Source organism: Methylotenera versatilis 7 (assembly GCF_000799165.1).
GTDB classification, from domain to species: domain Bacteria; phylum Pseudomonadota; class Gammaproteobacteria; order Burkholderiales; family Methylophilaceae; genus Methylotenera_A; species Methylotenera_A versatilis_A.
Genome location: NZ_JUGF01000001.1, coordinates 134,454 through 158,322, shown reverse-complemented (window position 1 = coordinate 158,322; position 23,869 = coordinate 134,454). Strand labels below are relative to the sequence as shown.

At 43.1% G+C, this 23,869-nt stretch carries 22 protein-coding genes and 1 other RNA gene; 16 read left to right on the top strand and 7 right to left on the bottom strand.

The annotated features are described in order from the left end of the window. Positions 1–135: 135 nt before the first annotated feature. Entirely contained in the window at positions 136–540 is a 405-nt protein-coding gene (gene ndk, locus K370_RS00610; protein ID WP_047536897.1) for a nucleoside-diphosphate kinase, read from the bottom strand. Between the two features lie 321 nt (positions 541–861). On the opposite strand from ndk, the gene K370_RS00605 reads away from it, so the two are divergent. Next, a complete protein-coding gene (locus K370_RS00605; RefSeq protein WP_047536894.1) occupies positions 862–1,167 on the top strand; it encodes a DUF5666 domain-containing protein in 306 nt (101 codons plus the stop codon). Between the two features lie 69 nt (positions 1,168–1,236). Here the strand turns inward: K370_RS00605 and K370_RS00600 are convergent, their stop codons facing one another. Beyond that, positions 1,237–1,701, bottom strand: a complete 465-nt coding sequence (locus tag K370_RS00600) for a DUF2721 domain-containing protein (RefSeq protein ID WP_047536892.1) — start codon at positions 1,699–1,701, stop codon at positions 1,237–1,239. A 96-nt stretch (positions 1,702–1,797) separates the two neighbouring features. On the opposite strand from K370_RS00600, the gene K370_RS00595 reads away from it, so the two are divergent. The 5 genes from K370_RS00595 to K370_RS00575 are packed head-to-tail and all read left to right on the top strand — an operon-like array spanning position 1,798 to position 7,319. Continuing rightward, on the top strand, positions 1,798–3,048 hold the full coding sequence (locus K370_RS00595; RefSeq protein WP_235272641.1) for a formylmethanofuran dehydrogenase: 1,251 nt from the start codon (positions 1,798–1,800) through the stop codon (positions 3,046–3,048). Then, positions 3,048–4,709, top strand: a complete 1,662-nt coding sequence (locus K370_RS00590; protein WP_047536882.1) for a formylmethanofuran dehydrogenase subunit A — start codon at positions 3,048–3,050, stop codon at positions 4,707–4,709. The genes K370_RS00595 and K370_RS00590 overlap by 1 nt, the downstream gene beginning before the upstream one ends. A 13-nt stretch (positions 4,710–4,722) precedes the next feature. Beyond that, a complete protein-coding gene (gene fhcD / locus K370_RS00585; RefSeq protein WP_047536879.1) occupies positions 4,723–5,631 on the top strand; it encodes a formylmethanofuran--tetrahydromethanopterin N-formyltransferase in 909 nt (302 codons plus the stop codon). Further along, positions 5,628–6,314 carry a formylmethanofuran dehydrogenase gene (locus tag K370_RS00580; protein WP_047536876.1) on the top strand — a complete coding sequence of 229 codons (687 nt, stop codon included), beginning with the start codon at positions 5,628–5,630 and terminating at the stop codon, positions 6,312–6,314. Before fhcD ends, K370_RS00580 begins: the two co-directional genes overlap by 4 nt. Before the next feature lie 48 nt (positions 6,315–6,362). Further along, positions 6,363–7,319 carry a rhodanese-related sulfurtransferase gene (locus K370_RS00575; RefSeq protein ID WP_047536873.1) on the top strand — a complete coding sequence of 319 codons (957 nt, stop codon included), beginning with the start codon at positions 6,363–6,365 and terminating at the stop codon, positions 7,317–7,319. A 37-nt stretch (positions 7,320–7,356) separates the two neighbouring features. Here K370_RS00575 and ssrA read toward each other — a convergent pair. Together ssrA and smpB are read right to left on the bottom strand one after the other, a co-directional pair. Continuing rightward, positions 7,357–7,723: a transfer-messenger RNA gene (gene ssrA / locus K370_RS11940) on the bottom strand. 100 nt (positions 7,724–7,823) lie between these two features. Then, on the bottom strand, positions 7,824–8,282 hold the full coding sequence (gene smpB / locus K370_RS00570) for an SsrA-binding protein SmpB (protein ID WP_268747047.1): 459 nt from the start codon (positions 8,280–8,282) through the stop codon (positions 7,824–7,826). Positions 8,283–8,352: 70 nt separating this feature from the next. Here smpB and K370_RS00565 point away from each other — a divergent pair, with 70 nt between their 5' ends. Further along, a complete protein-coding gene (locus tag K370_RS00565; RefSeq protein ID WP_047536868.1) occupies positions 8,353–8,790 on the top strand; it encodes a type II toxin-antitoxin system RatA family toxin in 438 nt (145 codons plus the stop codon). A gap of 25 nt (positions 8,791–8,815) precedes the next feature. Next, positions 8,816–9,103: an RnfH family protein gene (locus K370_RS00560; RefSeq protein ID WP_047536866.1), complete on the top strand. Its 288-nt coding sequence runs from the start codon at positions 8,816–8,818 to the stop codon at positions 9,101–9,103. A gap of 34 nt (positions 9,104–9,137) precedes the next feature. On the opposite strand, the gene K370_RS11830 is transcribed toward K370_RS00560, so the two are convergent. Continuing rightward, positions 9,138–10,562 (bottom strand): PAS domain-containing protein, encoded by a 1,425-nt coding sequence (locus K370_RS11830; protein ID WP_052185116.1) that lies wholly within the window; start codon positions 10,560–10,562, stop codon positions 9,138–9,140. Between the two features lie 231 nt (positions 10,563–10,793). Between K370_RS11830 and K370_RS00550 the strand changes: the two genes are divergently transcribed. Then, entirely contained in the window at positions 10,794–11,234 is a 441-nt protein-coding gene (locus K370_RS00550) for a cupin domain-containing protein (protein WP_047536864.1), read from the top strand. A 212-nt stretch (positions 11,235–11,446) separates the two neighbouring features. On the opposite strand, the gene K370_RS00545 is transcribed toward K370_RS00550, so the two are convergent. Next, positions 11,447–11,956, bottom strand: a complete 510-nt coding sequence (locus K370_RS00545) for a DUF4124 domain-containing protein (RefSeq protein ID WP_047536862.1) — start codon at positions 11,954–11,956, stop codon at positions 11,447–11,449. A gap of 248 nt (positions 11,957–12,204) precedes the next feature. Between K370_RS00545 and guaB the strand changes: the two genes are divergently transcribed. The 5 genes from guaB (at position 12,205) to K370_RS00520 (ending at position 18,295) form a co-directional block, all read left to right on the top strand. Further along, positions 12,205–13,665 carry an IMP dehydrogenase gene (guaB, locus tag K370_RS00540; protein WP_047536859.1) on the top strand — a complete coding sequence of 487 codons (1,461 nt, stop codon included), beginning with the start codon at positions 12,205–12,207 and terminating at the stop codon, positions 13,663–13,665. 101 nt (positions 13,666–13,766) lie between these two features. Continuing rightward, positions 13,767–15,374, top strand: coding sequence for a glutamine-hydrolyzing GMP synthase (gene guaA, locus K370_RS00535; protein WP_047536856.1), 1,608 nt, complete (start codon positions 13,767–13,769; stop codon positions 15,372–15,374). Positions 15,375–15,481: 107 nt separating this feature from the next. Beyond that, complete coding sequence (locus K370_RS00530; RefSeq protein WP_047536853.1) at positions 15,482–15,994, top strand: GreA/GreB family elongation factor; 513 nt, start codon at positions 15,482–15,484, stop codon at positions 15,992–15,994. 56 nt (positions 15,995–16,050) lie between these two features. Then, the gene (locus K370_RS00525) at positions 16,051–16,653 is read left to right on the top strand and encodes a nitroreductase family protein (RefSeq protein WP_047538654.1); all 603 of its coding nucleotides are present in this window, start codon (positions 16,051–16,053) and stop codon (positions 16,651–16,653) included. Positions 16,654–16,699: 46 nt separating this feature from the next. Beyond that, positions 16,700–18,295, top strand: coding sequence for an ABC-F family ATPase (locus tag K370_RS00520; protein WP_047536850.1), 1,596 nt, complete (start codon positions 16,700–16,702; stop codon positions 18,293–18,295). A 77-nt stretch (positions 18,296–18,372) separates the two neighbouring features. On the opposite strand, the gene typA is transcribed toward K370_RS00520, so the two are convergent. Then, positions 18,373–20,193, bottom strand: a complete 1,821-nt coding sequence (gene typA / locus K370_RS00515; protein WP_047538645.1) for a translational GTPase TypA — start codon at positions 20,191–20,193, stop codon at positions 18,373–18,375. A gap of 398 nt (positions 20,194–20,591) precedes the next feature. On the opposite strand from typA, the gene K370_RS00510 reads away from it, so the two are divergent. Beyond that, positions 20,592–22,415 (top strand): DEAD/DEAH box helicase, encoded by a 1,824-nt coding sequence (locus K370_RS00510; RefSeq protein WP_047538642.1) that lies wholly within the window; start codon positions 20,592–20,594, stop codon positions 22,413–22,415. A 37-nt stretch (positions 22,416–22,452) separates the two neighbouring features. Further along, positions 22,453–23,865 carry a DEAD/DEAH box helicase gene (locus K370_RS00505; protein WP_047538639.1) on the top strand — a complete coding sequence of 471 codons (1,413 nt, stop codon included), beginning with the start codon at positions 22,453–22,455 and terminating at the stop codon, positions 23,863–23,865. The last annotated feature ends 4 nt before the right edge of the window (positions 23,866–23,869 follow it).

Here is a 23,869-nt window from a genome sequence, read left to right as displayed (position 1 = left end):
TTTCTTATGTTCAAAGAATTCAAACTTCTAAATTAGGTCAAGAGTGAATAAAAAATAATAGCGAGACACACATGAAAGTATGTAAGGAAATTATCTTTTATTCGCAACGCAGCATAATGACGAAGATTGAATTATTTAGCCGAAGAAGTATTTAATTTCGATGGCCGCATTCTCTGCAGAGTCTGAACCATGCACTGCATTTGCATCAATGCTTTCAGCAAAATCAGCGCGAATCGTACCAGCAGCGGCTTCTTTAGGATTTGTTGCGCCCATTAAATCACGGTTTTTCAATACAGCGCCTTCGCCTTCTAACGCTTGAATCATCACAGGACCAGAAATCATGAATTTAACTAAATCGTTGAAAAATGGACGTGCTGCGTGCACAGCGTAAAAACCTTCAGCCTCAGCTTTAGTCAATTGAACCATTTTGGCTTCAACAATTTTTAAACCAGCGTTTTCAAAACGCGTATAAATCTGGCCAATTACGTTTTTTGCTACTGCGTCTGGTTTGATAATGCTAAGGGTGCGTTCTACTGCCATTCTGTACTCCAATAATTAAAAAAGTTTTCCAAAAATAAATAATTAAAATAACTACTTAGAAAGGCGTAGATTTTAGCATTTTTGACGGATTTGATAAACCACAAAAAAACAATGCCGCATTATAAAAAAGTTTTGCGAATGATTAATCTTAAAAACATGCTTATCTATTTGTCATTTCCGACTTGCTTTATTACTTCATCAATTCCTACATCACAATCCACATCTATCCTATACGCAGCATCAGCAATGCTGACTAACATTCATATCACACTTCAGTTTCAAAATTAAAACTGATTCCCCGCTTAAATTTAGGAGAATGATATGAATACTGCAAAAACCAATCCACTTTTTTCATTAAAATCGAGCTTGTTCATTGCTATCAGCTGCTTTGCATTAAGTAGCCCAGCTTTTGCCGATGAAGAGTTTTATGGCACTATTGAAAGCCGCCCAACTGAAAACCCTGGCATTTGGGTTGTGAGTGGCCAGCAGGTTGAAGTAACGGATAAAACAAAAATCGACAATGATCACGGTCCGTTGGTTGTGGGCTCATGTGTTGAAGTTGAGCACAAAAAAGGCGTAGTGAAAGAGATTGAGTCTGCCAAGCCAGCAAAATGTGGTAGAAAGTAACTACTGGATTTCTGTTAAATAAAAAAGAGGCTATAGCCTCTTTTTTATTTAATTCACTTAATTTAATTTTTAGTTCTTTAAATTTTTCGGTGATTTTCGAGCATTGCCTTTATTCACATCAAAAATATGTACCGACAACGATATCTCACGCAGAAAACAACCTAAGCCAATAATCAAGCTTGCCATGGTAACAATAAATAAAATTGAAACGATCCGTGATGGGTCAATGTGAACCACTGCACCTACAAATAAAGCGCCAATGACCAGCGAAACAAATAAGGCAGATGCGGTGCACAACGTGATTGCCCAATGCACCCACGATGCGCGAACGGACAATATGGATAACTCGCTTAATTTGTTTTGCGGCAGTGCGATCTCCGCTTCGTTAAGCACTCTATAACGGTCGACTATTCGACCAAGTCGGCCTGTCAGCACACTCAAAACGGCACCGATGCCAGTTAGTAAGAATACAGGTGCAACGGCTAGTTGAATCACATGTGCAACGTTGGTTAAATTTTCGGTAATAATTTGCATGCGATTTTGCGATCAGAATAATAGATTGAACCCATTTTAACGGTATCACCTGAAAGTTAAAAGCATGACTAGCACGAATTGTGGCAAAATCTCGTCATGGAAATAACGCAAGACAATGCACCAAATAACCCCAGCACGACAATCGTCACCTGCCCTGCTTGTGGCTTGTTGTGCGACAATGTGTCAGTTGAGATTAAGCAATCACGCATCCGTGTTTTAAATACAGCTTGCCCAAAAAGCATTCAGTTTTTTGAGCAAGCTTTAAGTGATGACTCACCAAAAATCAATGGTGAATCGACCACCTTAAAACAAGCGATTTCACACGCCGCAAGTTTATTAAAAGCCAGCAAAAATCCTTTATTTGCAGGTTTAAGTACCGACGTGCAGGGCTTTCGTGCCATTTATAATCTTGCCAACAAAACCAATGGCAACTTACAACACATCAATGCACAAAGTATGGCGCGTAATATGGCAGTGTTGCAAAGTTCCGGCTGGCAAACGACCACACTGACTGAAGTGAAGAATCGCGCGGATGTAATTGTGTGTATTGGCACCGATATTATTTCCCACAACACGCGATTTTTTGAGCGTTTTGTTTGGTTAAACAATCAAAAATCAGATGCCATGTTTACGGATTCTGGTAAACGTGAAGTGATTTATATTGGTGAAAATCTCAATACTAAAGCAGGCATTTCACCAGATGGCAGACAGCCAGAATCAGTCAATTGCAGCAAATCTGATTTGCCTGAAATATTAGCGGTATTACGCGCTTTAATCATGGGTAAAAACCTTAAAGCGCAAAACGTAGCAGGCATCCAAATAAGTGATTTAATCGCAGTAGCTGATAAATTGAGACAAGCCAAATATGCTGTGCTGGCTTGGATTGCGAAAGACCTAGATTTTCCGCATGCAGCACTCACGATTCAAAGCATTACTGAAACAGTGACTTTACTTAATCAAAATGATAGCAACCGCACAGGTCGCGCAGCAGGCTTATCATTGGGTGGCAGCGATGGCGATACATCTGCGAACAATGCAAGCACTTGGTTAAGTGGTTTCAGTCTGAACAATGACAACATCGAACACGATGCGTTAGTTTGGATTAATAGTTTTAATGCTAAAAAATTGCCAGAAAAAACAAAGCATCCGTTGATTGTTTTAGGCAATGCCAATACAAAATTCGAACAAACCCCTGATGTATTTATCCCTGTAACCACGCCGGGATTAGATTGCAGCGGCACATTATTTAGAGTGGATTCGGCTGTGATTCTGCCATTAAAAAAAATACGCGAAAATAATTTACCGACATTAAGTGAAATTGCACGCCAGATTGAGGGTTTGCTTTAGTGATTACGCATTTAAAAAACGGCAGAATTTATTGCCCAGTCATGGGCGCAGATGGCGTGGTTCAGGACATTTACATTCGCAACGGCAAAATTATTGCCAAACCAGCCAGTCATGAAAAAATAAGCCAAACTTTTGATTTAGCTGGAAAAATCGTGATGGCTGGCGCAATTGACATGCACAGCCATATTGGCGGCGGCAAGGTCAATATTGCGCGCATGATGTTGCCTGAATTTCAGGAAACAAAGAATTATAGCGAGCCTGAGGCGCATATCTGCACGCCAAACTGCAGTCATCATGCAACTCCCAACACCAGTGACACTGGTTTTAGATATATCGAAATGGGTTATACCGCCGCTTTCGAGCCGGCGATTTTGCCGATTAACGCCCGTCAGGCACATCTGGAAATGGCCGACACGCCGATGATAGATAAAGGCGGCTATGCCATGCTGGGTAATGATGACTACTTTTTGCGTCTATTAAGTAGCAACGCCGATCAAAAGGCGATTAACGACTATGTGGCCTGGACACTACATGCGACACAGGCAATCGGCATTAAAGTGGTTAATCCTGGTGGAATTTCGGCCTTTAAATTCAATCAACGCCGATTAGATTTGGATGAAAATCACAGCCACTATCAAATTTCACCACGCCAAATTCTAAAAAGTTTAAGCCGCGCCGTGCATGATTTAGGCATCGCTAAACCTTTGCACGTACATTGCAATAATTTGGGCGCCGCCGGTAACTTTGAAACCACACTTAATACCATGGGCGCATCTGACGGTGTACCCATGCATTTGACACATATTCAATTTCACAGCTACGGCACAGAAGGTGACAAGAAATTTTCATCCGCCGCTGCTCAGATTTCAGAAGCGCTGAATAGGAATAAACATATCACCGCTGATGTTGGGCAAATTCTATTCGGCCAAACTGTCACGGCTTCTGGCGATAGTATGATGCAGCACTTAAACGCAAAACTCGCGAACCCTAAAAAATCGGTGATTATGGATATTGAATGCGATGCAGGCTGTGGCGTAGTGCCATTTAAATATCGAGATCAAAACTATGTTAACGCACTGCAATGGGCAATTGGCTTGGAAATTTTCCTATCAGTTGAAGATCCCTGGCGCATCTTTTTAACCACCGACCATCCAAACGGCGCACCATTTACCAGCTATCCACATTTGATTCGCTTGCTGATGGATAAGAGTTTCCGAAACGATGCTTTTGCCAAACTGAATTTGGATGCGCAAGCCATGAGCAACTTAACCAGTTTAAATCGCGAATATAGCCTGTATGAAATTGCCATTATGACGCGTGCAGGCGCCGCCAAACTAATCGGCCTAAACGATCGCGGACATTTAGGTGCTGGTGCCGCGGCAGACATTACCATTTACACCGACCAATCTGACCGCGAAGCTATGTTTGCCAAGCCTGACTACGTATTCAAAGATGGTGAACTGGTTGTAAAAGATGGCAAAGTAGTCAAAGTGGTTTGGGGTAAAACCCATACCGCAAAACCTGCATTTGATATTGGTGTAGAGCAAGGCTTAAAACAATATTTCGATAAATACCATACGATTCAATTAGATAACTTTAAGATATCGAATGATGAAATCGCCGAAGATGGTCGCGGCGGCATCATCAATCATACGAATTAATCACGCAACAACCATGATTATTAACTCTATTAAAATTGATGACACCTTTGCCGAGGCCTTTAATATGCGTGGCACGCGTGTACTCATTACCGCGCAAAACCACAAGTGGGCTTACCACGCAGCCAACGCCATGACCGGATTTGCTACCAGTGTAATTGGCTGCGGCGTTGAAGCTGGTATTGAGCGTGAATTATCAGCAGATGAAACACCAGATGGCAGGCCAGGTATTAGTATTTTGATGTTCGCCATGGGCAGCAAAGTGTTGATGCAACAGCTGGAAACCCGTATGGGTCAATGTATTCTCACCTGCCCGACCGCAGCCGCTTTTGCAGGTATTGAATCGGACGATCAAATCAGTTTAGGTAAAAATTTGCGCTACTTTGGCGATGGCTATCAAACCTCCAAACTAATTAATGGCAAAAGATATTGGCGCATTCCAGTGATGGACGGCGAATTTCTCACTGAAGAAACCACTGGTATGGTGCGCGCGATTGGTGGCGGTAACTTTTTAATTTTAGCCACTTCACAACCCGCCGCTTTGCACGCAGCAGAAACCGCGATTGAAGCCATGAAACAAGTGCCCAATGTCATCATGCCATTTCCTGGTGGTGTGGTGCGTTCTGGCTCTAAAGTTGGCAGCAAATACCCAAAAATGTTCGCCTCAACCAATGATGCATTTTGCCCGACATTAAAAGGTTTAGTGAATAGTGAATTAAGTGACAACATTGAAAGCGTAATGGAAATTGTGATTGATGGCCTAACATTTGATGACATCGCTACATCCATGCGCGTGGGCATCCAAGCTATTTGCGATTTAGGTGAGTCCAGCGGCGTAAAGCGCATTTCCGCAGGCAATTATGGCGGAAAGCTGGGACCGCATCATTTCAAATTACATGAAATTATGGGTAGCGCTTCATCATGACTGCACTGACATTCACGTCTAAATCAAATTCAGCACACAACGTTGATTGTCGCCGTTTAACGCCGAATAACTTAGCTAACTTAACAGTTGCTCAAATTGAAAATTTAAGCTTACTTAACACTAAAAACTCACCAAAAATTGCCGATTGCTTTGATGTTTCAGGAACAGATGCCAATCATATTATTTTCAAAAAAACGCACCATCAACTGGATTATATTGGCCATAAAATGACAAGTGGGCAAATCACCATTGAAGGCGACTGTGGCGATTTTTTAGGTGCAAATATGCGTGGCGGCAATATCATTTGCCATGGCAATGCTAATGACCGCGTTGGCGATCAAATGCGGCGCGGCTTGATTTTAATTGCAGGCGACGCTGGTGATTATTGCGGCAGTCGCATGATTGCCGGCACAATCGGCATTTATGGCAACATAGGGAGCAACATTGGATTCGCCATGAAACGCGGCACAATTTTGCTGACCAAAGTACCTAGCTTACTTGCCACGATTCAAGACTGCGGCACACACACCCTGCCATTTTTAACCTTACTTTTCAAATCGTTTAGCGCATTCAATACGCCATTTAATGCACTTAAAAATCTGCGTGTACAGCGTTATGCCGGCGATTTAGCGTGTAATGGCAACGGCGAAATACTTATTTGCAACACCAATGTTTCTGCTTAATTATTGTAGGTGTTAAAATAGCTTTTTTAGTAATTGTTAAGCATTGCCATGCCTGAAATAAAACCCAATATCCAAGCAAAATATCTGACTGCTGCGCTGTATAAATTCGTTAGCCTGCCTAACTACACCGCTCTTCAAGTCCCTATTCATGCCGCCTGCGAAGCACATCATATTAAAGGCACGATATTATTAGCTGCTGAAGGCATTAACGGCACGATTGCCGGACTGCCAAATGACATTAACGCAGTACTTAAATTTTTGCGTGAGGATCACATTTTCAATGGCTGCTTTAGCGATTTAGAACATAAAGAGTCTTTTGCTGATGAACATCCGTTTTACCGCATGAAAGTAAAACTGAAAAAAGAGATTGTGACGCTTGGCGTTGCAGGCGTTAGCCCAACCAAGCTAGTCGGCACTTATGTAAAACCACAAGATTGGAATGCGTTAATCAGTGACCCAGACGTGATTTTAATCGACACGCGCAATGATTACGAGGTTGACATTGGTACTTTTAAAGGTGCAGTTGACCCAAAAACCACCACGTTTCGGGAGTTTCCTGAGTACGTGGCAAAAAACCTAGATAAAACCAAACACAAAAAAGTCGCCATGTTTTGTACGGGCGGCATTCGTTGCGAAAAAGCCAGTAGCTACATGATGGATCAAGGCTTTGAAGAAGTGTATCACCTGCAAGGCGGCATTTTAAAATATTTGGAAACCGTGCCAGAAGCGCAAAGCCTATGGCAAGGTGAATGCTTTGTATTTGACCAGCGCGTAGCAGTTAAACACAACTTGGAAGTGGGTGAGTTTGACCAATGCTATGCCTGTCGCCACCCACTCTCTCCTGCTGAAATGGAGAGCGCAGAATATACGCCTGGCATCTCGTGTCCATATTGCTACAACACGATTAGCGAAGAAAAGCGCGCCAGTTTGACCGAAAGGCAGAAGCAAGTGATTTTAGCTAAAAAGCGTGGCCAAACGCATATTGGTGAAAAACAAAAGTCATAATAAAAAAGCCACTCAAAAGAGTGGCTTTTTTATTTATTGGTGGAGCTGGCGGGAATCGAACCCGCGTCCGCAAATCCTCCACAGACAGTTCTACATACTTAGCCTTGTTGTTTAATTTAACGTGCAACACACCAACAGACAAGCAGTTTGCACGCGAGCTACCTTAAGGTTAATGAGGTGCTAAGTAACCCAACACTTCACGTATCCCGTGTATATGACGCTGCGATGGTTTTAAGGCCACCCACCCCACGGGAGAGATGGTGCAGCGTCTAGCAGGACTAAGCTGCTAGAGCGTAAGTTTCGTCGTTTGCGACTATACTTGTTTCAGCTGTATTTACGAGGTAATCTGAGCCTCGGTATGCCCTGCACTGCTTTGTAACCCACGTCGAAACCTGGTCAGCCCCAAAACAGAATTCAATTATACGCTGATTTGGTTTGATTAGCCTTGCAACTTATTATTGAACAGTATTCTATTGATTCCGGATTCTTGAAATTGTTCAAAAACTATTTATTATGCGCGCGCATAATGCGGCCTTTTTCGCGCTCCCAATCTCTGGTTTTTTCGGTATCGCGCTTGTCGTGCTGCTTTTTACCTTTGGCTAAGCCAATCTGTACTTTTACGCGGCCTTTGGAAAAATGCATATCCAGTGGCACAATCGTGTAGCCTGCGCGATCTACTTTTTCAATCAGCTTGATGATTTCCGCATCATGTAACAATAACTTTCGCGTTCTGATTGCATCTGGCCGAACATGTGTAGAAGCGGCCCCCAATGGCGTGACATGGCAGCCAATGATGTAAATTTCACCACGTTGAATAATGACATAGGCCTCTTTCAGGTTGACACGATTGTCGCGGATAGCTTTTACTTCCCAGCCTTCCAGCACAATCCCCGCTTCGTATTTATCTTCGATAAAATAATCAAAAAAGGCTTTTTTATTTTGGGCAATGCTCATATTACTAATATTGGCGTATTTATGACTTAAAATGGTATTTTACGCTAGTTTGACTAACTGACTAATAGAAAAAATCTGAATGAATAAGGTTGAAAAAACTGTTTTAGTAATGCACTCCGCAGCACAAATGTATGCGCTGGTGGATGCAGTTGAAGATTATCCTAAATTTTTACCTTGGTGCGGTGGGGTTGATTTACTGGAGCGTACGGAAACAAGCACTAGTGCGACTTTGCATATTAATTATCATGGTTTAAAACAAAAATTTACCACGCAAAACCTGAAACAATTTCCACACCACATGGATATCAAATTAAAAGATGGCCCGTTTAAACAATTAGACGGCCATTGGCAATTTATTGAGTTGCGGCCAGACGCCTGCAAAATTGAATTTAGATTAAATTATGAGTTTGCAAATAACTTGTTAGAGAAAATAATCGCACCTGTATTCAGCCATATCGCTAATACTTTTGTGGATGGTTTTGTCGCCAGAGCCGACAAGGTATATGCAACAAAATAGCGCATTCTAATACGTTAAGTTAAATATGGATGATGCATTAATTACTGTAGAAGTTGCTTATGCGCTATCGGATAATCAACTGATTATCCCGGTACAAGTGCCACAACAATCTAGCATTGAAGCAGCAATTCACGCTTCAGGTATCTTACAAAAATTCCCAGAAATTGATTTAAATATGCACAAGGTGGGCGTTTTTGGCAAGATTGCCAAGTTAAACGCTCATATTCGGCACTTGGATAGAATCGAAATATATCGCCCATTAATTGCGGACCCTAAAGCTTTGCGTAGAAAGCGTGCAACCGATAAAAAATAATGAAACAAACAAGAAAGCATTTTCAGTCCTGTTACTAAAAACTATCCAACATCAGCACCGTCGCTTTCAGTCGACTCTCATCTCGCGCATCCACAAACACAAGAATCTCGCCAGCTAATAATGTGTACGCCTTGCTGGTTGATGAGTGTTTTTTCACCTCAGCTGTTAGCCTATGCGTGCTAACCACTCCTTTTTTAAATTTGCTTAAAAGATCGCTGATTCGCTGGCAGGTATCATCTCCAAAAATTATTTCTAATCCACGTTTTAAAATTTCAGCTTCATTTTTACCGCAAATTTCCGCTATTTTTTTATTAACAGCCTCAATGCGATTCGATCCTTTTAGCACCATCACGCCATAGCTTTCCTGAGAAAAAATAGCGTCCCAATTTTGCAGGCCTATTTTATAAGTGCGCTCTAAATTCTTAGCGTCGGTAATATCTTGGTTAACCTCTATCGCACCGACAATTTGTTTATCCGCATCTAACAACGGCATTGCATACATAACGATAGTTCTTTTCTCTCCATCAAACGCTTGGATATTGACAGTTTCTTTAGCAACAATCTCTCCGTGCTTCACCGCGCGCGCCAAAGCCCAACCTTCAGCTCCTAGTTCATTCCCATCCGCTTCTTTCCAGCCTTTGTACTCACCGTATTTATCCAGATCCACATATCTTTCACCGCCCCAAATCCTTTTCACTTCTGGATTTAAAAGATGTATGTGCCCATCTTTATCTGCCCCACATAAACCTACCGGAATAATATCAATCATGTTTCTCATCATAAGATCGCTAAATTCCAGCGCCTTTTCAGCACGCTTTCTATCTGTGATATCCGCACTAATTGCCATCAATTTTGATGGTCTTTGCATAGAGTCCCTAACAAGCATGCCTCTAGAGTTGAACCAGCGCTCTTCGTTAGTTTTAGAATCATTTAAGCTAAAATCCCAGTTGGGTGGCGTTGCAACATCAAACTGATCAATCAAATCTTCAAGCAGCATCTCTTCAAAAGGCAATAACTTCGCTCTTATTTGTTCAGGTTCTACACCGAAAACCTGCTTTGCATTGTCACTAAAGGTTATTGAGCCAGTTAATACATTCCACTCCCAAGAGACAACCCCGGCCATTTCAAGCGTCAACTTCATGCGCGCTTCGCTTTCCATAATGTCAGTCAGATACTTTCTTCTTATATCTGTCATCGCGCTTTGACGTTGCCCCTGAACTACATCTTGAATGCTTTGAATAGCATCATCCCCATAGCGAAGCCAAATCCAGTTAACCTCTAGAAAATTGGCTAGTACTCTTAAGTTTTCATAATCAATTTCGCCTCCATTTGCCCATCGATGTACAGAGGGAGCGGATTTACCAACTGCGTTTGCTATTTGTGCAAAAGTTAATTGCTTTTGCTGCATTAACACCGCCAAACGTTCAGAGAAACCATTTTTACTATTACTTTTTGACATACTGCTTAAGCTCAATTCTTTTAATTAATTCAGATGATTATAAATATAAAACACTATCCAAATAAAATAGTTCAGCCATATTATCACTTAATAAGTAATTTATTACTTTACAAGTAATAAATTACCCTGTATAAATATCACCAATGTCCTAATTTATCGCTAAACATGTGTCACCGCACTAATTAAGCTGGCTTTTAAGGCATTTAAATTATCTTTTAGAGGAGCATCGTTATGAATAAGTTATCAATAGCAAAGTCTTTAACTGTAGCCGGTATCGCACTATTTTCTGCTTTATCATTTGCGCATGGCGTCACAGTTCCAGAAGGAAGCAAAAGCCTTCAGTTTTTCAAAAACCCTAAAAGTCAGCCAATCGCTTCTATGAACGAACCAGGCGTTAACGCTTACTTTCAGGATATTGTGGGAAGCAGCAGCCCAGCTGCTCCAATTTGGTGCGGTTTGTTCAAAATCGAAAAGGGTCAATCACTGGTGTACAACTATGATTACGACGATGCAAAAGTCATTCTAGAAGGTCACATTTACTTTTCTGATGGCAAGCAAAAAGTGAAAGGCGAGCCAGGCGACGTTTTATTCTTTCCAAAAGGCTCAACAATCACCTTCTCATCCGACACAAGTGGTACAGCATTCGCCTGCGGACAACGTAAACAGTTCTAAGGCTACAATATCAGGAGCCAGTTGCAAAACAACTCGCCCCTTTAATATCTTAGCTGCCAGTTAGCGCTCTGCAAAGCCCACTACGCCTTAACTTCTTTAGGAATAGTGGGCCTGCTAACTACTATAGATATGGGACGTCTGTTAGCTAAATACAAATCAAGCAATAACTAGTGCATCAACACTGCATTAGTTATTTTTTTAAGATTTCTAAATTAATTACAATATTGCGCCACTTCGCTGCGCGCTTTATCAGCACCTTGTTTTAATCCCGCATCATCCAAATACTCTCGCTCACCTTTCTCATTCATTTTGTATACACGTCCGCCTTGTGCATACGATTGGAGATTAGCTTTTGCTGCCTTACAGTTTTCTTCTTTAAGCTTTGCTTGTGCTTCTTTTTCTTGCTTGTTTTGCTTTTCTCTCTCAGCATTTTCTTGACGTATTTTTGCTGCAGCATCTTCCGCACTTACTGTTGGCATTTGCGGCGGCGACACACTTACTGGTACGGACTCCGGATTTGGGACAGCAGATAATGGCTCCTTACCTGTTGGGCTATGGATTTTTTTACCACTCATATTTTCAATCTTGATATTAGAAGGCGGTGGCGTATCGGTATATTGCGTTTGCCCATTTTTGTCCTTCCATTTATAAAGCTCCGCATGGCCTAAAGTTGGCAATGCAATACAAACGGCTAACGCTAATATTAAATGGTCAAATTTCATTTCTTTTCCCAATCTTAGGTTTATAAACTTATTAGTTATTTTATTTATTTTAACGAATGTCGTTTGCTGAGCCTGTTAAGCATATCCCATACTAAATCATGCCAGCAATGCGCATTAAGTTTACGGAATTATGCTTAATTTAGCTATGATTGGATGATTTTTAACAGCTTTCTTAACACAATTGCTGGTTCAACTTTTAATAAGTGTTGCAAATCGGTATAATCTCGTTTTGGAAATAAGGATGACTCATGCGTTTGCTGCAACAAGCTCTTACTTTTGATGATGTTTTACTCGTTCCCGCGCACTCAGTGGTCATGCCACGCGAAGTTAGTCTGAGTACGCAACTCACCCGAAACATTAAACTTAATATCCCCCTAGTTTCTGCCGCAATGGATACTGTTACCGAAGCGCCGTTAGCCATTGCATTGGCGCAAGAAGGCGGTCTTGGCATTATTCATAAAAATATGACAGCCGCCGAGCAAGCAGCACATGTCTCGCGTGTTAAACGCTTTGAATCTGGCGTTGTCAATGACCCCGTGACGATTCAGCCGCACATGACCGTGCGCGACGTTTTAGCATTAACACATAAACATAAAATATCCGGCCTGCCTGTTGTGGATGGCAACAAAATAGTCGGCATTGTCACCAATCGTGATTTGCGATTCGAAACAAATCTAGACCAATCTATTAGCAACATCATGACGCCACGCGCACGTTTAATTACGGTACGCGAAGGCGCGAGTAAAGAAGAAGTGATTCGCCTGCTACACCAATATCGCTTAGAACGCGTATTGGTGATTGATGAAGTCGATACACTTAAAGGCTTGATCACCGTTAAAGATATCCAGAAATCACATGATCATCCATTTGCATGTAAAGATAGTAAAGGCCGTTTGCGTGTTGGCGCAGCAGTTGGTGTCGGTGCAGAAACTGAAGAGCGCGTGGCAGCTTTAGCTGCTGCTGGTGTCGATGTCATTGTGGTTGATACCGCACATGGCCATTCACAAGGTGTTTTAGATCGCGTGAATTGGGTGAAGAAAAATTATCCGCACATTGAAGTGATTGGCGGCAATATTGCCACTGCCGACGCGGCAAAAGCACTTGTAGATGCCGGTGCAGATGGCGTTAAAGTAGGTATTGGCCCAGGCTCAATCTGTACAACCCGCATCGTTGCTGGTGTTGGTGTTCCGCAAATCTCCGCCATTAGTAATGTAGAAGAGGCTTTGCGTGGATCAGGCGTTCCATTTATTGCCGATGGCGGCATTCGCTTCTCCGGCGACATCTCAAAAGCCATCGCTGCTGGCGCTTACTCAGTTATGCTGGGTGGTATGTTTGCAGGCACTGAAGAGGCTCCCGGTGAAGTGGAATTGTTCCAAGGCCGTTCTTACAAATCGTATCGCGGCATGGGTTCAATCGGCGCGATGCAAAAAGGCTCCAGCGACCGCTATTTCCAGGACAATAATGGCAATGCGGATAAACTCGTACCAGAAGGCATTGAAGGTCGCGTGCCTTACAAAGGCAGTGTATTAGCGGTGATTCACCAGTTAATGGGTGGTTTACGCGCATCCATGGGCTATGTGGGTGCGGCGGATATTACACAAATGCGTGAAAAAGCAGCATTTGTGCAAATCACCAGTGCAGGCATGCGTGAGTCGCATGTGCATGACGTGCAAATTACCAAAGAAGCGCCTAATTACAGAATTGACTAGTTTAAACAGTTAACTAGCATTTTATTGATTCATTTATTTAAATTAGGGCGAATGGTTTATTGATAAAACCATTTGCCCTTAACTTTTAGTATTGATTAACCATGTCCCATTCAAAAATCCTCATTCTCGATTTCGGCTCACAAGTAACGCAACTGATTGCCAGACGCGTGCGTGAAGCGCATGTGTATTGCGAAATTCATCCTTGCGATGTTTCCGATGACTTTGTTAAAAGCTTTAATGCAGACGGCATTATTCTTTCAGGCAGTCACGCCAGTGTTTATGAAACTGATACAGATACGGCACCGCAAGCCGTATTTGAACTGGGCATTCCAGTTTTAGGTATTTGCTACGGGATGCAAACTATGGCGCAGCAACTCGGTGGTAAGGTGGAAGCTGGTGCTAAACGTGAATTTGGTCATGCTGAAATTCGCGCCCGTGGCCATTCTGCACTTTTCCGTAACATTCAAGATCGTAGCAATGAACAAGGTCATGGTTTAATTGACGTGTGGATGAGCCATGGCGATAAAGTCACAGAATTACCGCCCAACTTTAAAGTAATTGCCAGCAACGAAACAACACCAATCGCCGCATTTGCTGATGAAGAGCGCAAATTCTATGGTGTGCAATTTCACCCAGAAGTGACGCATACCAAACTTGGGCAAGCCATGCTTGAGCGCTTCGTGTTGGAAATTTGCCAGGTAAAACCAGACTGGATTATGGGTGACTACATCAAGGAAGCTGTAGCAAAGATTAAAGCCCAAGTGGGCGATGAAGAAGTGATCCTTGGTCTATCTGGCGGCGTAGACTCTTCAGTCGCTGCGGCTTTAATTCATCGCGCTATTGGTGACCAGCTTACCTGCGTGTTTGTAGACCACGGATTACTGCGCTTAAATGAAGGCGACATGGTGATGGATATGTTTGCCGGACGTTTACATGTGAACGTCATTCGCGTGGATGCCACTACGCAATTTATGGGACACCTCAATGGCGTCAGTGAGCCTGAGGCCAAGCGTAAAATTATCGGCCGCGAATTTGTTGAGGTATTCAAAGCTGAGGCAGCTAAACTAAAAGCGGGTACTGGCGGTCATAAGGGTGCGACCTTCCTTGCACAGGGCACGATTTACCCGGATGTGATCGAATCGGGCGGAGCAAAATCCAAAAAAGCCGTCACCATTAAAAGCCATCACAACGTAGGTGGCTTACCTGAAACGCTGGGCTTGAAATTATTAGAACCTTTGCGCGATTTATTTAAAGACGAAGTGCGCGAATTGGGCGTGGCGCTTGGCTTACCGCATGACATGGTGTATCGCCACCCTTTCCCAGGCCCAGGTTTGGGCGTGCGTATTTTAGGCGAAATCAAAACTGAATTCGCCGATTTATTACGTCGTGCAGATGCTATTTTCATTGAAGAGTTACGCAACACCATCGATGAAAAAACAGATAAAAGCTGGTATGCGCTCACCAGCCAGGCTTTTGCGGTATTTTTACCGGTTAAGTCTGTTGGCGTGATGGGCGATGGCCGCACTTATGATTATGTTGTTGCACTTAGAGCGGTAGTTACCAGTGACTTTATGACTGCGCACTGGGCAGAATTACCTTATGCATTATTGGGTAAAGTGTCTAACCGCATTATTAATGAGGTAAGAGGCATTAACCGCGTGGTCTACGATATTTCTGGAAAACCACCTGCGACCATTGAGTGGGAATAAGTCACTTGCTTAATTTTTTAAATTTATCAATAGGTTACGTTTTTTAATATAAAATTAAAGCCTAAAAGCCAAGCCTACTAATATTGTTAAGCTTGGCTTGAACTTTTATGAGCCGCGGATTTGTTAAAGAAGATGATTTAGAACATGCCGGTACCGATGTACCTGAGCGGCCAGTGAGCCTGCACGCCAACTATGTCACAACAAATGGTTACCGACAGCTGGAAATGCTGGCAGAAACACTGGAAAAACAGCGTGTAGATTTAAGCAATAAAAAAGATGACCAAACGGCAATGCAGCAATTAGCAGTGGTTAATCGCGATTTAAGGTATGTTGCAGCACGTTTAGAAAGTGCATTGATTATCCAAACCAATGACGCACGATCTAATACAGACAACCAAACCGTGCTATTTGGCGCAACTGTTACGGTTGAAGACGAAGCTGGTGATAGCCATACATATACGATTGTGGGTGAAGATGAAGCGAATATTAAAGCGAACAAAATCAGCTATACATCACCACTTGGCCAAGCGTTAATTGGCCATAAACTGGATGAGTCGGTCATTTGGTTGCGGCCAGCCGGCAACCAGGAATTAACCATTACCGCTATACGCTATATTTAAACAGCACTTTTTAAATTGTATTTTTAAGTATTATTGATTATTTGGGGTTAAGCATTTTGAACGTTATTGAAGCAATACAAACCCGCCGCTCGATTAAACATTACGATACCAATCACAAAATGACACAAGCGGAAATTGAGTCATTGCTATCGCTCGCGATATTGTCGCCTACTGCTTTTAATATTCAGCATTGGCGTTTTGTAGTGGTGACTGACCCTGTTTTACGTCAGCAAATTCGCGCAGTGAGCTGGAATCAAGCACAAATTGAAGAAGCATCCCTGCTCATCATATTAACTGCCGACTTACAGGCGTGGGCTAAACAGCCAAGCCGCTATTGGGCTAATGCGCCGCAAGCGGTACAAGATCATTTGCTCCCGGCCATTGGGCATTATTATGAAAATAATGAGCGCGTTCAGCGTGATGAAGCGATGCGTTCATGCGGTATCGCCGCGCAAACCATTATGTTGGCGGCCAAAGAAATGGGCTATGACACCTGTCCAATGGACGGCTTTGATTTTGACGCAGTGGCTAAATTAATTAACCTGCCTGCCGACCATACACCGGTGATGTTTATCACCGTGGGTAAAGCCATTAAGCCCGCTGCGCAACGTGCTGGTCAGTTAGAACTAAGCGAAGTACTTATTTACAATACATTTTAAAAACAAAATTTCATTATTTATTCTCAATTATTTTTAAGGTATCACTGTGTTAATTAGTAACAATATCACCATGCAATTTGGCGCAAAGCCACTGTTTGAGAACATCTCCGTCAAATTTGGCGATAGTAATCGCTATGGTTTAATCGGCGCCAATGGCTGCGGAAAATCCACTTATATGAAAATATTAGCGGGTGAGTTAACACCAACTTCCGGCAATATTTCAATTGACAGCCATGAGCGTATGGCCTTTCTGCGTCAAGACCAATTTGCTTATGAAGACCAGCGTGTGCTAGACGTAGTGATGATGGGACATGAGAAAATGTGGGCGGCAATGCAGGAGCGTGATGCTATTTACGCCAATCTGGAAGCGACAGAAGACGACTATATGCACGCCGCCGAATTAGAAGGTGTATTTGCAGAATATGACGGTTACACAGCCGAAGCGCGCGCCGGTGAACTATTGCTGGGTGTTGGCATTCCGATTGAGCAACATAATGGCCCAATGAGTGCGGTTGCACCCGGCTGGAAACTGCGCGTACTACTGGTACAAGCACTATTTTCTAACCCTGATATTTTGTTGCTGGATGAACCGACCAACAACCTGGACATCAACACCATTCGCTGGCTAGAAAACGTGCTGAATAATCGCGATTGCACCATGGTGATTATTTCGCATGACAGACACTTTTTAAACCAGGTATGTACGCATACTTGCGATATGGATTACGGTAAAATCGCCATGTATCCAGGCAATTACGATGATTACATGGAAGCCAGTATTGCTGCCCGTAATCAGCAAGCCAAAGACAACGCCAAGGCTAAACAACAGATTGCAGATTTACAGGATTTTGTGCGCCGTTTCTCTGCCAATGCTTCTAAAGCCAAACAAGCCACCAGCCGCGCTAAACAGATTGATAAAATCAAGGTGGAGGAATTCAAACCTTCTTCACGTCAATATCCGTTTATTCGCTTTGAATATGATGAGCGCGATAAACTGCATCGCAATGCTGTTGAACTTAAAAAACTCAGCCATGGCTTTGATAAAATCTTGTTTAATGATGTTGAGCTCATGTTTGAAGCGGGCGAAAAAGTGGCCATTATCGGTGAAAATGGTATCGGTAAAACCACCTTTTTACGCTGCTTAGCCAAGGACTTACATCCTAAACATGGCGAAGTGAAGTGGGCAGAAAAAGCCACCATTGGCTATTTTGCACAAGACCACGAATACGAGTTTGAAAACGGCGAAGATTTATTTGAATGGATGACGCTTTACCGCCAAACAGGTGACGACGACCAAGTGGTACGTAGCATGCTGGGACGCTTATTATTCGGCGGAGACGACACTAAAAAATCCGTCAAAGTCTTATCCGGCGGCGAAAAAGGCCGCATGCTATATGGCAAATTAATGCTAGGCAGAACCAATGTAATGCTAATGGATGAACCCACCAACCACATGGATATGGAGTCGATTGAAGCATTAAACACCGCGCTGGATAAATATAAAGGCACACTATTTTTTGTCAGCCATGATCGTGAATTTGTCAGCTCTATCGCCACCCGCATTATTGAAATTAAAGCCGATGGCATTGTCGACTTTACGGGGAACTATGAAGATTACTTAGCCAGTCAGGGTGTTGAGTAAATTAATTTTTAACAATTCATCGCTCATTAAAAAAGCCAGCTTTCGCTGGCTTTTTTAATGATTCTAAAGTTACTTAACTATTCTTTCGATGCACGTTTACGCTCATGCTCTAACAAATAGCGTTTACGAATACGGATAGTTTTTGGCGTAATTTCAACCAACTCATCATCATCAATAAACTCAACGGCAGACTCTAAAGTCAACGCAATTGGTGTAATCAAGCGCACAGCTTCATCGGTACCAGATGAGCGAACGTTTGTTAACTGTTTACCTTTAATCGGGTTCACAATCAAATCGTTATCACGACTGTGAATACCAATGATCATGCCTTCGTACAATTTATCGCCAGGAACTGCAAACATTTTGCCGCGATCTTGTAATTTCCACAGTGCATAAGCTACAGCTTCACCATGCTCAGAAGAAATCAATACACCATTACGACGACCTGGCATATCAGCTTTAACTGGCGCATATTCATCAAAAATATGTGCCATTAAACCTGTACCGCGTGTCATGGTTAAAAACTCGCCCTGAAAGCCAATTAAGCCACGTGCTGGAATTTTATATTCGAGACGTGTACGACCATTGCCGTCAGATTCCATATTTTGCATTTCACCACGGCGACGGCCTAACTCCTCCATCGCAGCACCTTGATGTTCATCTTCTAAATCAACCGTTAAAATCTCATACGGTTCACATTTTTCACCATTGATTTCGCGGTACACCACTTTTGGCTTACCTACCGCCAATTCAAAACCTTCGCGGCGCATATTCTCTAGCAAAATAGTCAGATGCAACTCACCACGGCCTGAAACACGAAACACATCTGCGTCCTCTGTTTCATCAACACGCAATGCCACGTTAACCAATAACTCTTTCGTTAAACGATCACGAATCTGACGCGAGGTCACAAACTTACCTTCGGTGCCAGCTATTGGTGAAGTGTTCACCATAAAATCCATGGTCAAAGTAGGCTCGTCCACGCCTAAATGCGGCAAGCCTTTTGGATTTTCACGGTCGCAAATGGTAAAGCCAATACCAATGTCATCCAAACCAGAAATAATGACAATATCGCCAGCTTCAGCCTCTTCTACCGCCACACGCTCTAAACCGCGGAAACCCAATACTTGGTTGATTTTACCAAGAGCAATTTGCTTGTCTTCGTTCATCACGGTAACTGACTGGCCAGGCTTAATTCTACCGTTAGTAATACGGCCAACGCCAAGACGGCCTGTGTAAGTAGAGTAATCTAATGCTGAAATTTGCATTTGCAATGGCGCGTTGCTGTCGCCAGCTGGTGGCGCTACATGGCTAATAATGGTTTCAAATAACGCGCGCATATTGTCAGATGGTGCTTTCATATCTAACATTGCAAAGCCGTTTAATGCAGATGCGTAAACTACAGGAAAATCCAATTGTTCGTCTGTAGCGCCAAGGTTGGCAAACAGGTCAAACGTGTGGTTAATCACCCAATCAGGACGCGCACCTGGACGGTCAACTTTATTAATAACGACGATAGGCTTTAAACCAAGCGCCAACGCTTTTTTAGTGACGAATCTTGTTTGCGGCATCGGACCTTCTACAGCATCAACCAATAGCACAACACCATCTACCATACCCAATACACGCTCGACTTCACCACCGAAGTCGGCATGGCCTGGCGTATCCACTACGTTAATATGTGTACCTTCGTAGTTAAGTGCTGTATTTTTGGCCAGAATAGTGATGCCACGCTCTTTTTCGATATCGCCGCTGTCCATCACACGTTCAGTGACTTGCTGATGAGAAGAAAACGTGCCAGCCTGTTGTAAAAGTTTATCTACCATGGTAGTTTTACCATGGTCAACGTGGGCAATAATTGCGACGTTACGCAGATTTCGAGAATTAGGTGTAGACATAGATGAAGCCATTGGTTTGAAAGGGCGCGATTTTAACACATAAACGACCATTAACTGCTGATTAAAATCGAATAACCTTTGACAAAGTAAAATTTATGCTTATAATGCGCACAACTTAAAGCTAAGTTCGCAATACAAAGTTTAGTTTTAGACTCATTGCCCTGACCCAATTGTTGCTCGTGAAATGTTGAAGCAACTATCATATAGATTTGTAAATTTAATTTACACACAATCTATCTTTTACTGGTTAGCGGCTATGCCCGTGCGCTGGTAAAAAGCATTTTAATTTAATAAATATATGCTTTACGCGTTTTATGTTGGCAAGTTATTTTCAAATAACTTCAGCATTAATGTGATTGCTTGCGCCCTTTTTGTACTTATTAGAAAGGGACATCATTTTGTCTTTTGATTCATTAAATCTACACCCAACCATTTTACGTGCCGTGCTTGAAGCAGGTTACGACACTCCAACAGCTGTACAAGCACAAGCGATTCCCCCAGCCTTAGAAGGCCGTGACATTATGGCTTCTGCGCAAACAGGTACTGGTAAAACAGCGGCATTTACATTGCCCGCATTAAACTTATTAGCTACACCACACGCGCTTAACAGCCGTGGCCCACGTATTTTAGTATTAACTCCAACACGCGAATTAGCTGCACAAGTTAACGAAGCTGCGCGTAAATACGGTAAATACATCCGTGCCCGTACCGTGAGTATCGTGGGTGGTATGCCTTACCCATTGCAAAACAAATTACTTTCACAGCCATTAGATATTCTAGTCGCTACACCCGGCCGTTTTATTGACCATATGGAACGCGGCCGTATCGATTTAAGCCGTCTGCAAATGTTAGTACTGGACGAAGCCGACCGCATGTTGGACATGGGTTTTATGCCAGACGTAGAACGCATTTGCGAAGCATTACCTAAAGAGCGCCAAACATTGTTATTTTCAGCCACATTAGATGGCATTATGCATATTGGCAAACAGTTCTTAACCAACCCAATCACGTTGCAAGTTGCTGGTCAAAAAGAAAAACACGCCAATATTGAGCAACGTTTACACTTTGTAGACGACATGACGCACAAAAACAAACTGCTTGAGCACTTGTTGATTGCACCAGACGTGAACCAAGCCATTATCTTCACCAGCACTAAACGCCATGCAGATGTATTAGCAGAAGACTTATATGCAGCTGGCCATAAAACAGCTGCTTTACACGGCGATATGACACAAGGTGCGCGTAACCGTACTTTGACTAAATTACGCCAGGGTGATGTAAAAGTTTTAGTAGCAACTGATGTTGCAGCACGCGGTATTGATGTGCAAGGCATTAGCCATGTAATCAACTACGACCTGCCAAAATTCGCTGAAGATTACGTACACCGCATTGGTCGTACTGGCCGTGCAAACAATAAAGGTATCGCGATTTCATTTGCATCGAATATGGATCGCCATTTATTGCGCAAAATCGAGCAGTACACAGGTCAAAAATTAGATGCAGCAGTAGTGGAAGGCTTCGAACCAAAACGCAGTTTTAGCACTGGTTCTGGTAAATCAGATGGTGCAAGACGTGGTAACGACCGTGGTGGCCGCAACGAACGCTCTGCACACAAACCAGGTGACCGTGGTGGCTATCAATCACGCGACAACCGAGGCACATTTGGTGACCGCGTAATGGGTGAAAAACCAGCTGGCGAAAAATCCTATGGTGCACGCAGTGGCGGCTTTAACGACCGCAACAAAGAGCGTACACATGATGGCGCACGCCCTGCTCGCTCATTTGGCGACCGTCCTGCTTTTGGTGATAAGCCTGCGTTTTCTAACTCAGAGCGTCCAGCGCGTAACAGCGACCGTTTTGCTAACAGCAACGACAACCGCTCATCTACTCCACGCGAAGTAGATGGTAATAGCCGTAGCTATACCAAAGATACCGATATGCAATTCGCACGCGAATTAAGTAAAGGTTTCGGCGGTAAATCTGGCGATAGAACAGGCGCGCCTAAACCTTATGCACGTAAACCAGAAGGCAGCTTTGGCGACAGACCAAATCGCAGTGAAGGTTCACGCTCTACGCCACGCGGTGATGCTCCACGCGGTGTAGCGCCAAGAAACAATACTGGCGAAAAATTCGGTAATCCACGCCCGCAACGCCCAACAGGTGACCGTCCGGCACGTAACGGCGGTGATTCTGCACCACGTCGCCCACGTAGTTTTGTATAAGAAAACAAACTAAATGGATACAACGATTGAACCCATTATGTTTGATGCGCTAGGTCTCGCTGCACCGCTGTTAAAAGCGGTGAGCGAAACTGGCTACACTACACCGACACCCATCCAAGCCAAAGCAATTCCATTGGCATTGCAAGGCTTGGATTTGATGGCTGGCGCACAGACAGGTACCGGCAAAACGGCGGCTTTTGCGCTGCCTATTTTGCAAAAACTACTGCCTTTTGCAAGTACAAGCACTTCTCCTGCAAAACACCCGATACGCGCACTGGTGCTAACACCAACGCGTGAATTGGCGATTCAGGTAGAAGAAAGTATTAAGGTTTATGCCAAACATACACCACTAAAGAGTTTAGTGGTTTTTGGCGGCGTAGATATCAAGACGCAAATTCCGCATTTAAAAACGGGCATAGAAGTTTTAGTCGCAACGCCTGGACGCTTGCTTGATCACGTTGAGCAAAAAACCTTAAACCTATCGCAAGTGCAGATTTTAGTGCTGGATGAAGCGGACAGAATGTTGGACATGGGTTTTATGCCCGATTTAAAACGTATTTTGGCTTTATTGCCGAAACAGCGTCAAAACTTGATGTTCTCTGCGACGTTTTCAAATGAAATTAAAAAATTATCCGATGACTTTTTAACCAACCCAACACTGATTGAAGTGGCTCGTAGTAACGCCACTAACGACAATGTGACGCAAAAAGTATATTTGGTTGCACAAAATAGTAAACAAGCATTGCTGACTCACTTATTAAGTGAATCGGACAGCAAACAAGTCATCATTTTCACTAAAACTAAAATCACCGCTAGCAAATTAAGTCGTGCTTTGCAAAAAGAAGGCATCACAGCTGATGCAATTCATGGCGATAAAAGTCAAAAAGAACGCATTGAAGCATTGGATGCTTTTAAAGCGGGAAAAATCACGGCACTCGTGGCAACCGATGTTGCTGCGCGCGGCTTGGATATTACCGATTTGCCAATGGTGATTAACTACGAAATACCTAGTGCGCCAGAAGATTATGTGCATCGTATTGGCCGCACAGGCCGTGCAGGTGCAAGCGGTATCGCCATTTCTTTAGTGAGTGAAGATGAAGAAAAATATCTGGCAGATATTGAGAAGCTGATCAAACGTAGCGTTGAAAAAGTACAAGTTGACCCAAAAATCCTTGTGAAAACAACGCATCAATCCAGCGCAACAAATGGCAAAAGAACAACTGATCATTTACCGCAACAAGATAACGATACCGTTGCATCTAACCGCCATGCTAAACCACGCCAACACACGCGTAAACCTTCAAAAGACCCTTGGTTTGATAAACCGTATGAACCGACAGTTCACCAGGCAAATAACAGCACTGCGCCGATTCAAGCCAGGTTGCACAAAGCACCTGTGGCCGCTTTATTAGGTGGGCTAAAGCTCAGTAATAGAGCAATTCAAAAATAGCCAT

Bases quoted from the DNA above. Each gene is read 5' to 3' on its own strand.
- typA (WP_047538645.1), bottom strand. From the start codon at position 20,193: ATGTCTACACCTAATTCTCGAAATCTGCGTAACGTCGCAATTATTGCC.
- fhcD (WP_047536879.1), top strand. From the start codon at position 4,723: ATGATTATTAACTCTATTAAAATTGATGACACCTTTGCCGAGGCCTTT.
- K370_RS00560 (WP_047536866.1), top strand. From the start codon at position 8,816: ATGGATGATGCATTAATTACTGTAGAAGTTGCTTATGCGCTATCGGAT.
- K370_RS00575 (WP_047536873.1), top strand. From the start codon at position 6,363: ATGCCTGAAATAAAACCCAATATCCAAGCAAAATATCTGACTGCTGCG.
- K370_RS00530 (WP_047536853.1), top strand. From the start codon at position 15,482: ATGAGCCGCGGATTTGTTAAAGAAGATGATTTAGAACATGCCGGTACC.
- ndk (WP_047536897.1), bottom strand. From the start codon at position 540: ATGGCAGTAGAACGCACCCTTAGCATTATCAAACCAGACGCAGTAGCA.
- guaB (WP_047536859.1), top strand. From the start codon at position 12,205: ATGCGTTTGCTGCAACAAGCTCTTACTTTTGATGATGTTTTACTCGTT.
- K370_RS00595 (WP_235272641.1), top strand. From the start codon at position 1,798: ATGGAAATAACGCAAGACAATGCACCAAATAACCCCAGCACGACAATC.
- K370_RS00550 (WP_047536864.1), top strand. From the start codon at position 10,794: ATGAATAAGTTATCAATAGCAAAGTCTTTAACTGTAGCCGGTATCGCA.
- K370_RS00605 (WP_047536894.1), top strand. From the start codon at position 862: ATGAATACTGCAAAAACCAATCCACTTTTTTCATTAAAATCGAGCTTG.
- K370_RS00600 (WP_047536892.1), bottom strand. From the start codon at position 1,701: ATGCAAATTATTACCGAAAATTTAACCAACGTTGCACATGTGATTCAA.
- K370_RS00580 (WP_047536876.1), top strand. From the start codon at position 5,628: ATGACTGCACTGACATTCACGTCTAAATCAAATTCAGCACACAACGTT.
- guaA (WP_047536856.1), top strand. From the start codon at position 13,767: ATGTCCCATTCAAAAATCCTCATTCTCGATTTCGGCTCACAAGTAACG.
- K370_RS00565 (WP_047536868.1), top strand. From the start codon at position 8,353: ATGAATAAGGTTGAAAAAACTGTTTTAGTAATGCACTCCGCAGCACAA.
- K370_RS11830 (WP_052185116.1), bottom strand. From the start codon at position 10,562: ATGTCAAAAAGTAATAGTAAAAATGGTTTCTCTGAACGTTTGGCGGTG.
- K370_RS00505 (WP_047538639.1), top strand. From the start codon at position 22,453: ATGTTTGATGCGCTAGGTCTCGCTGCACCGCTGTTAAAAGCGGTGAGC.
- K370_RS00545 (WP_047536862.1), bottom strand. From the start codon at position 11,956: ATGAAATTTGACCATTTAATATTAGCGTTAGCCGTTTGTATTGCATTG.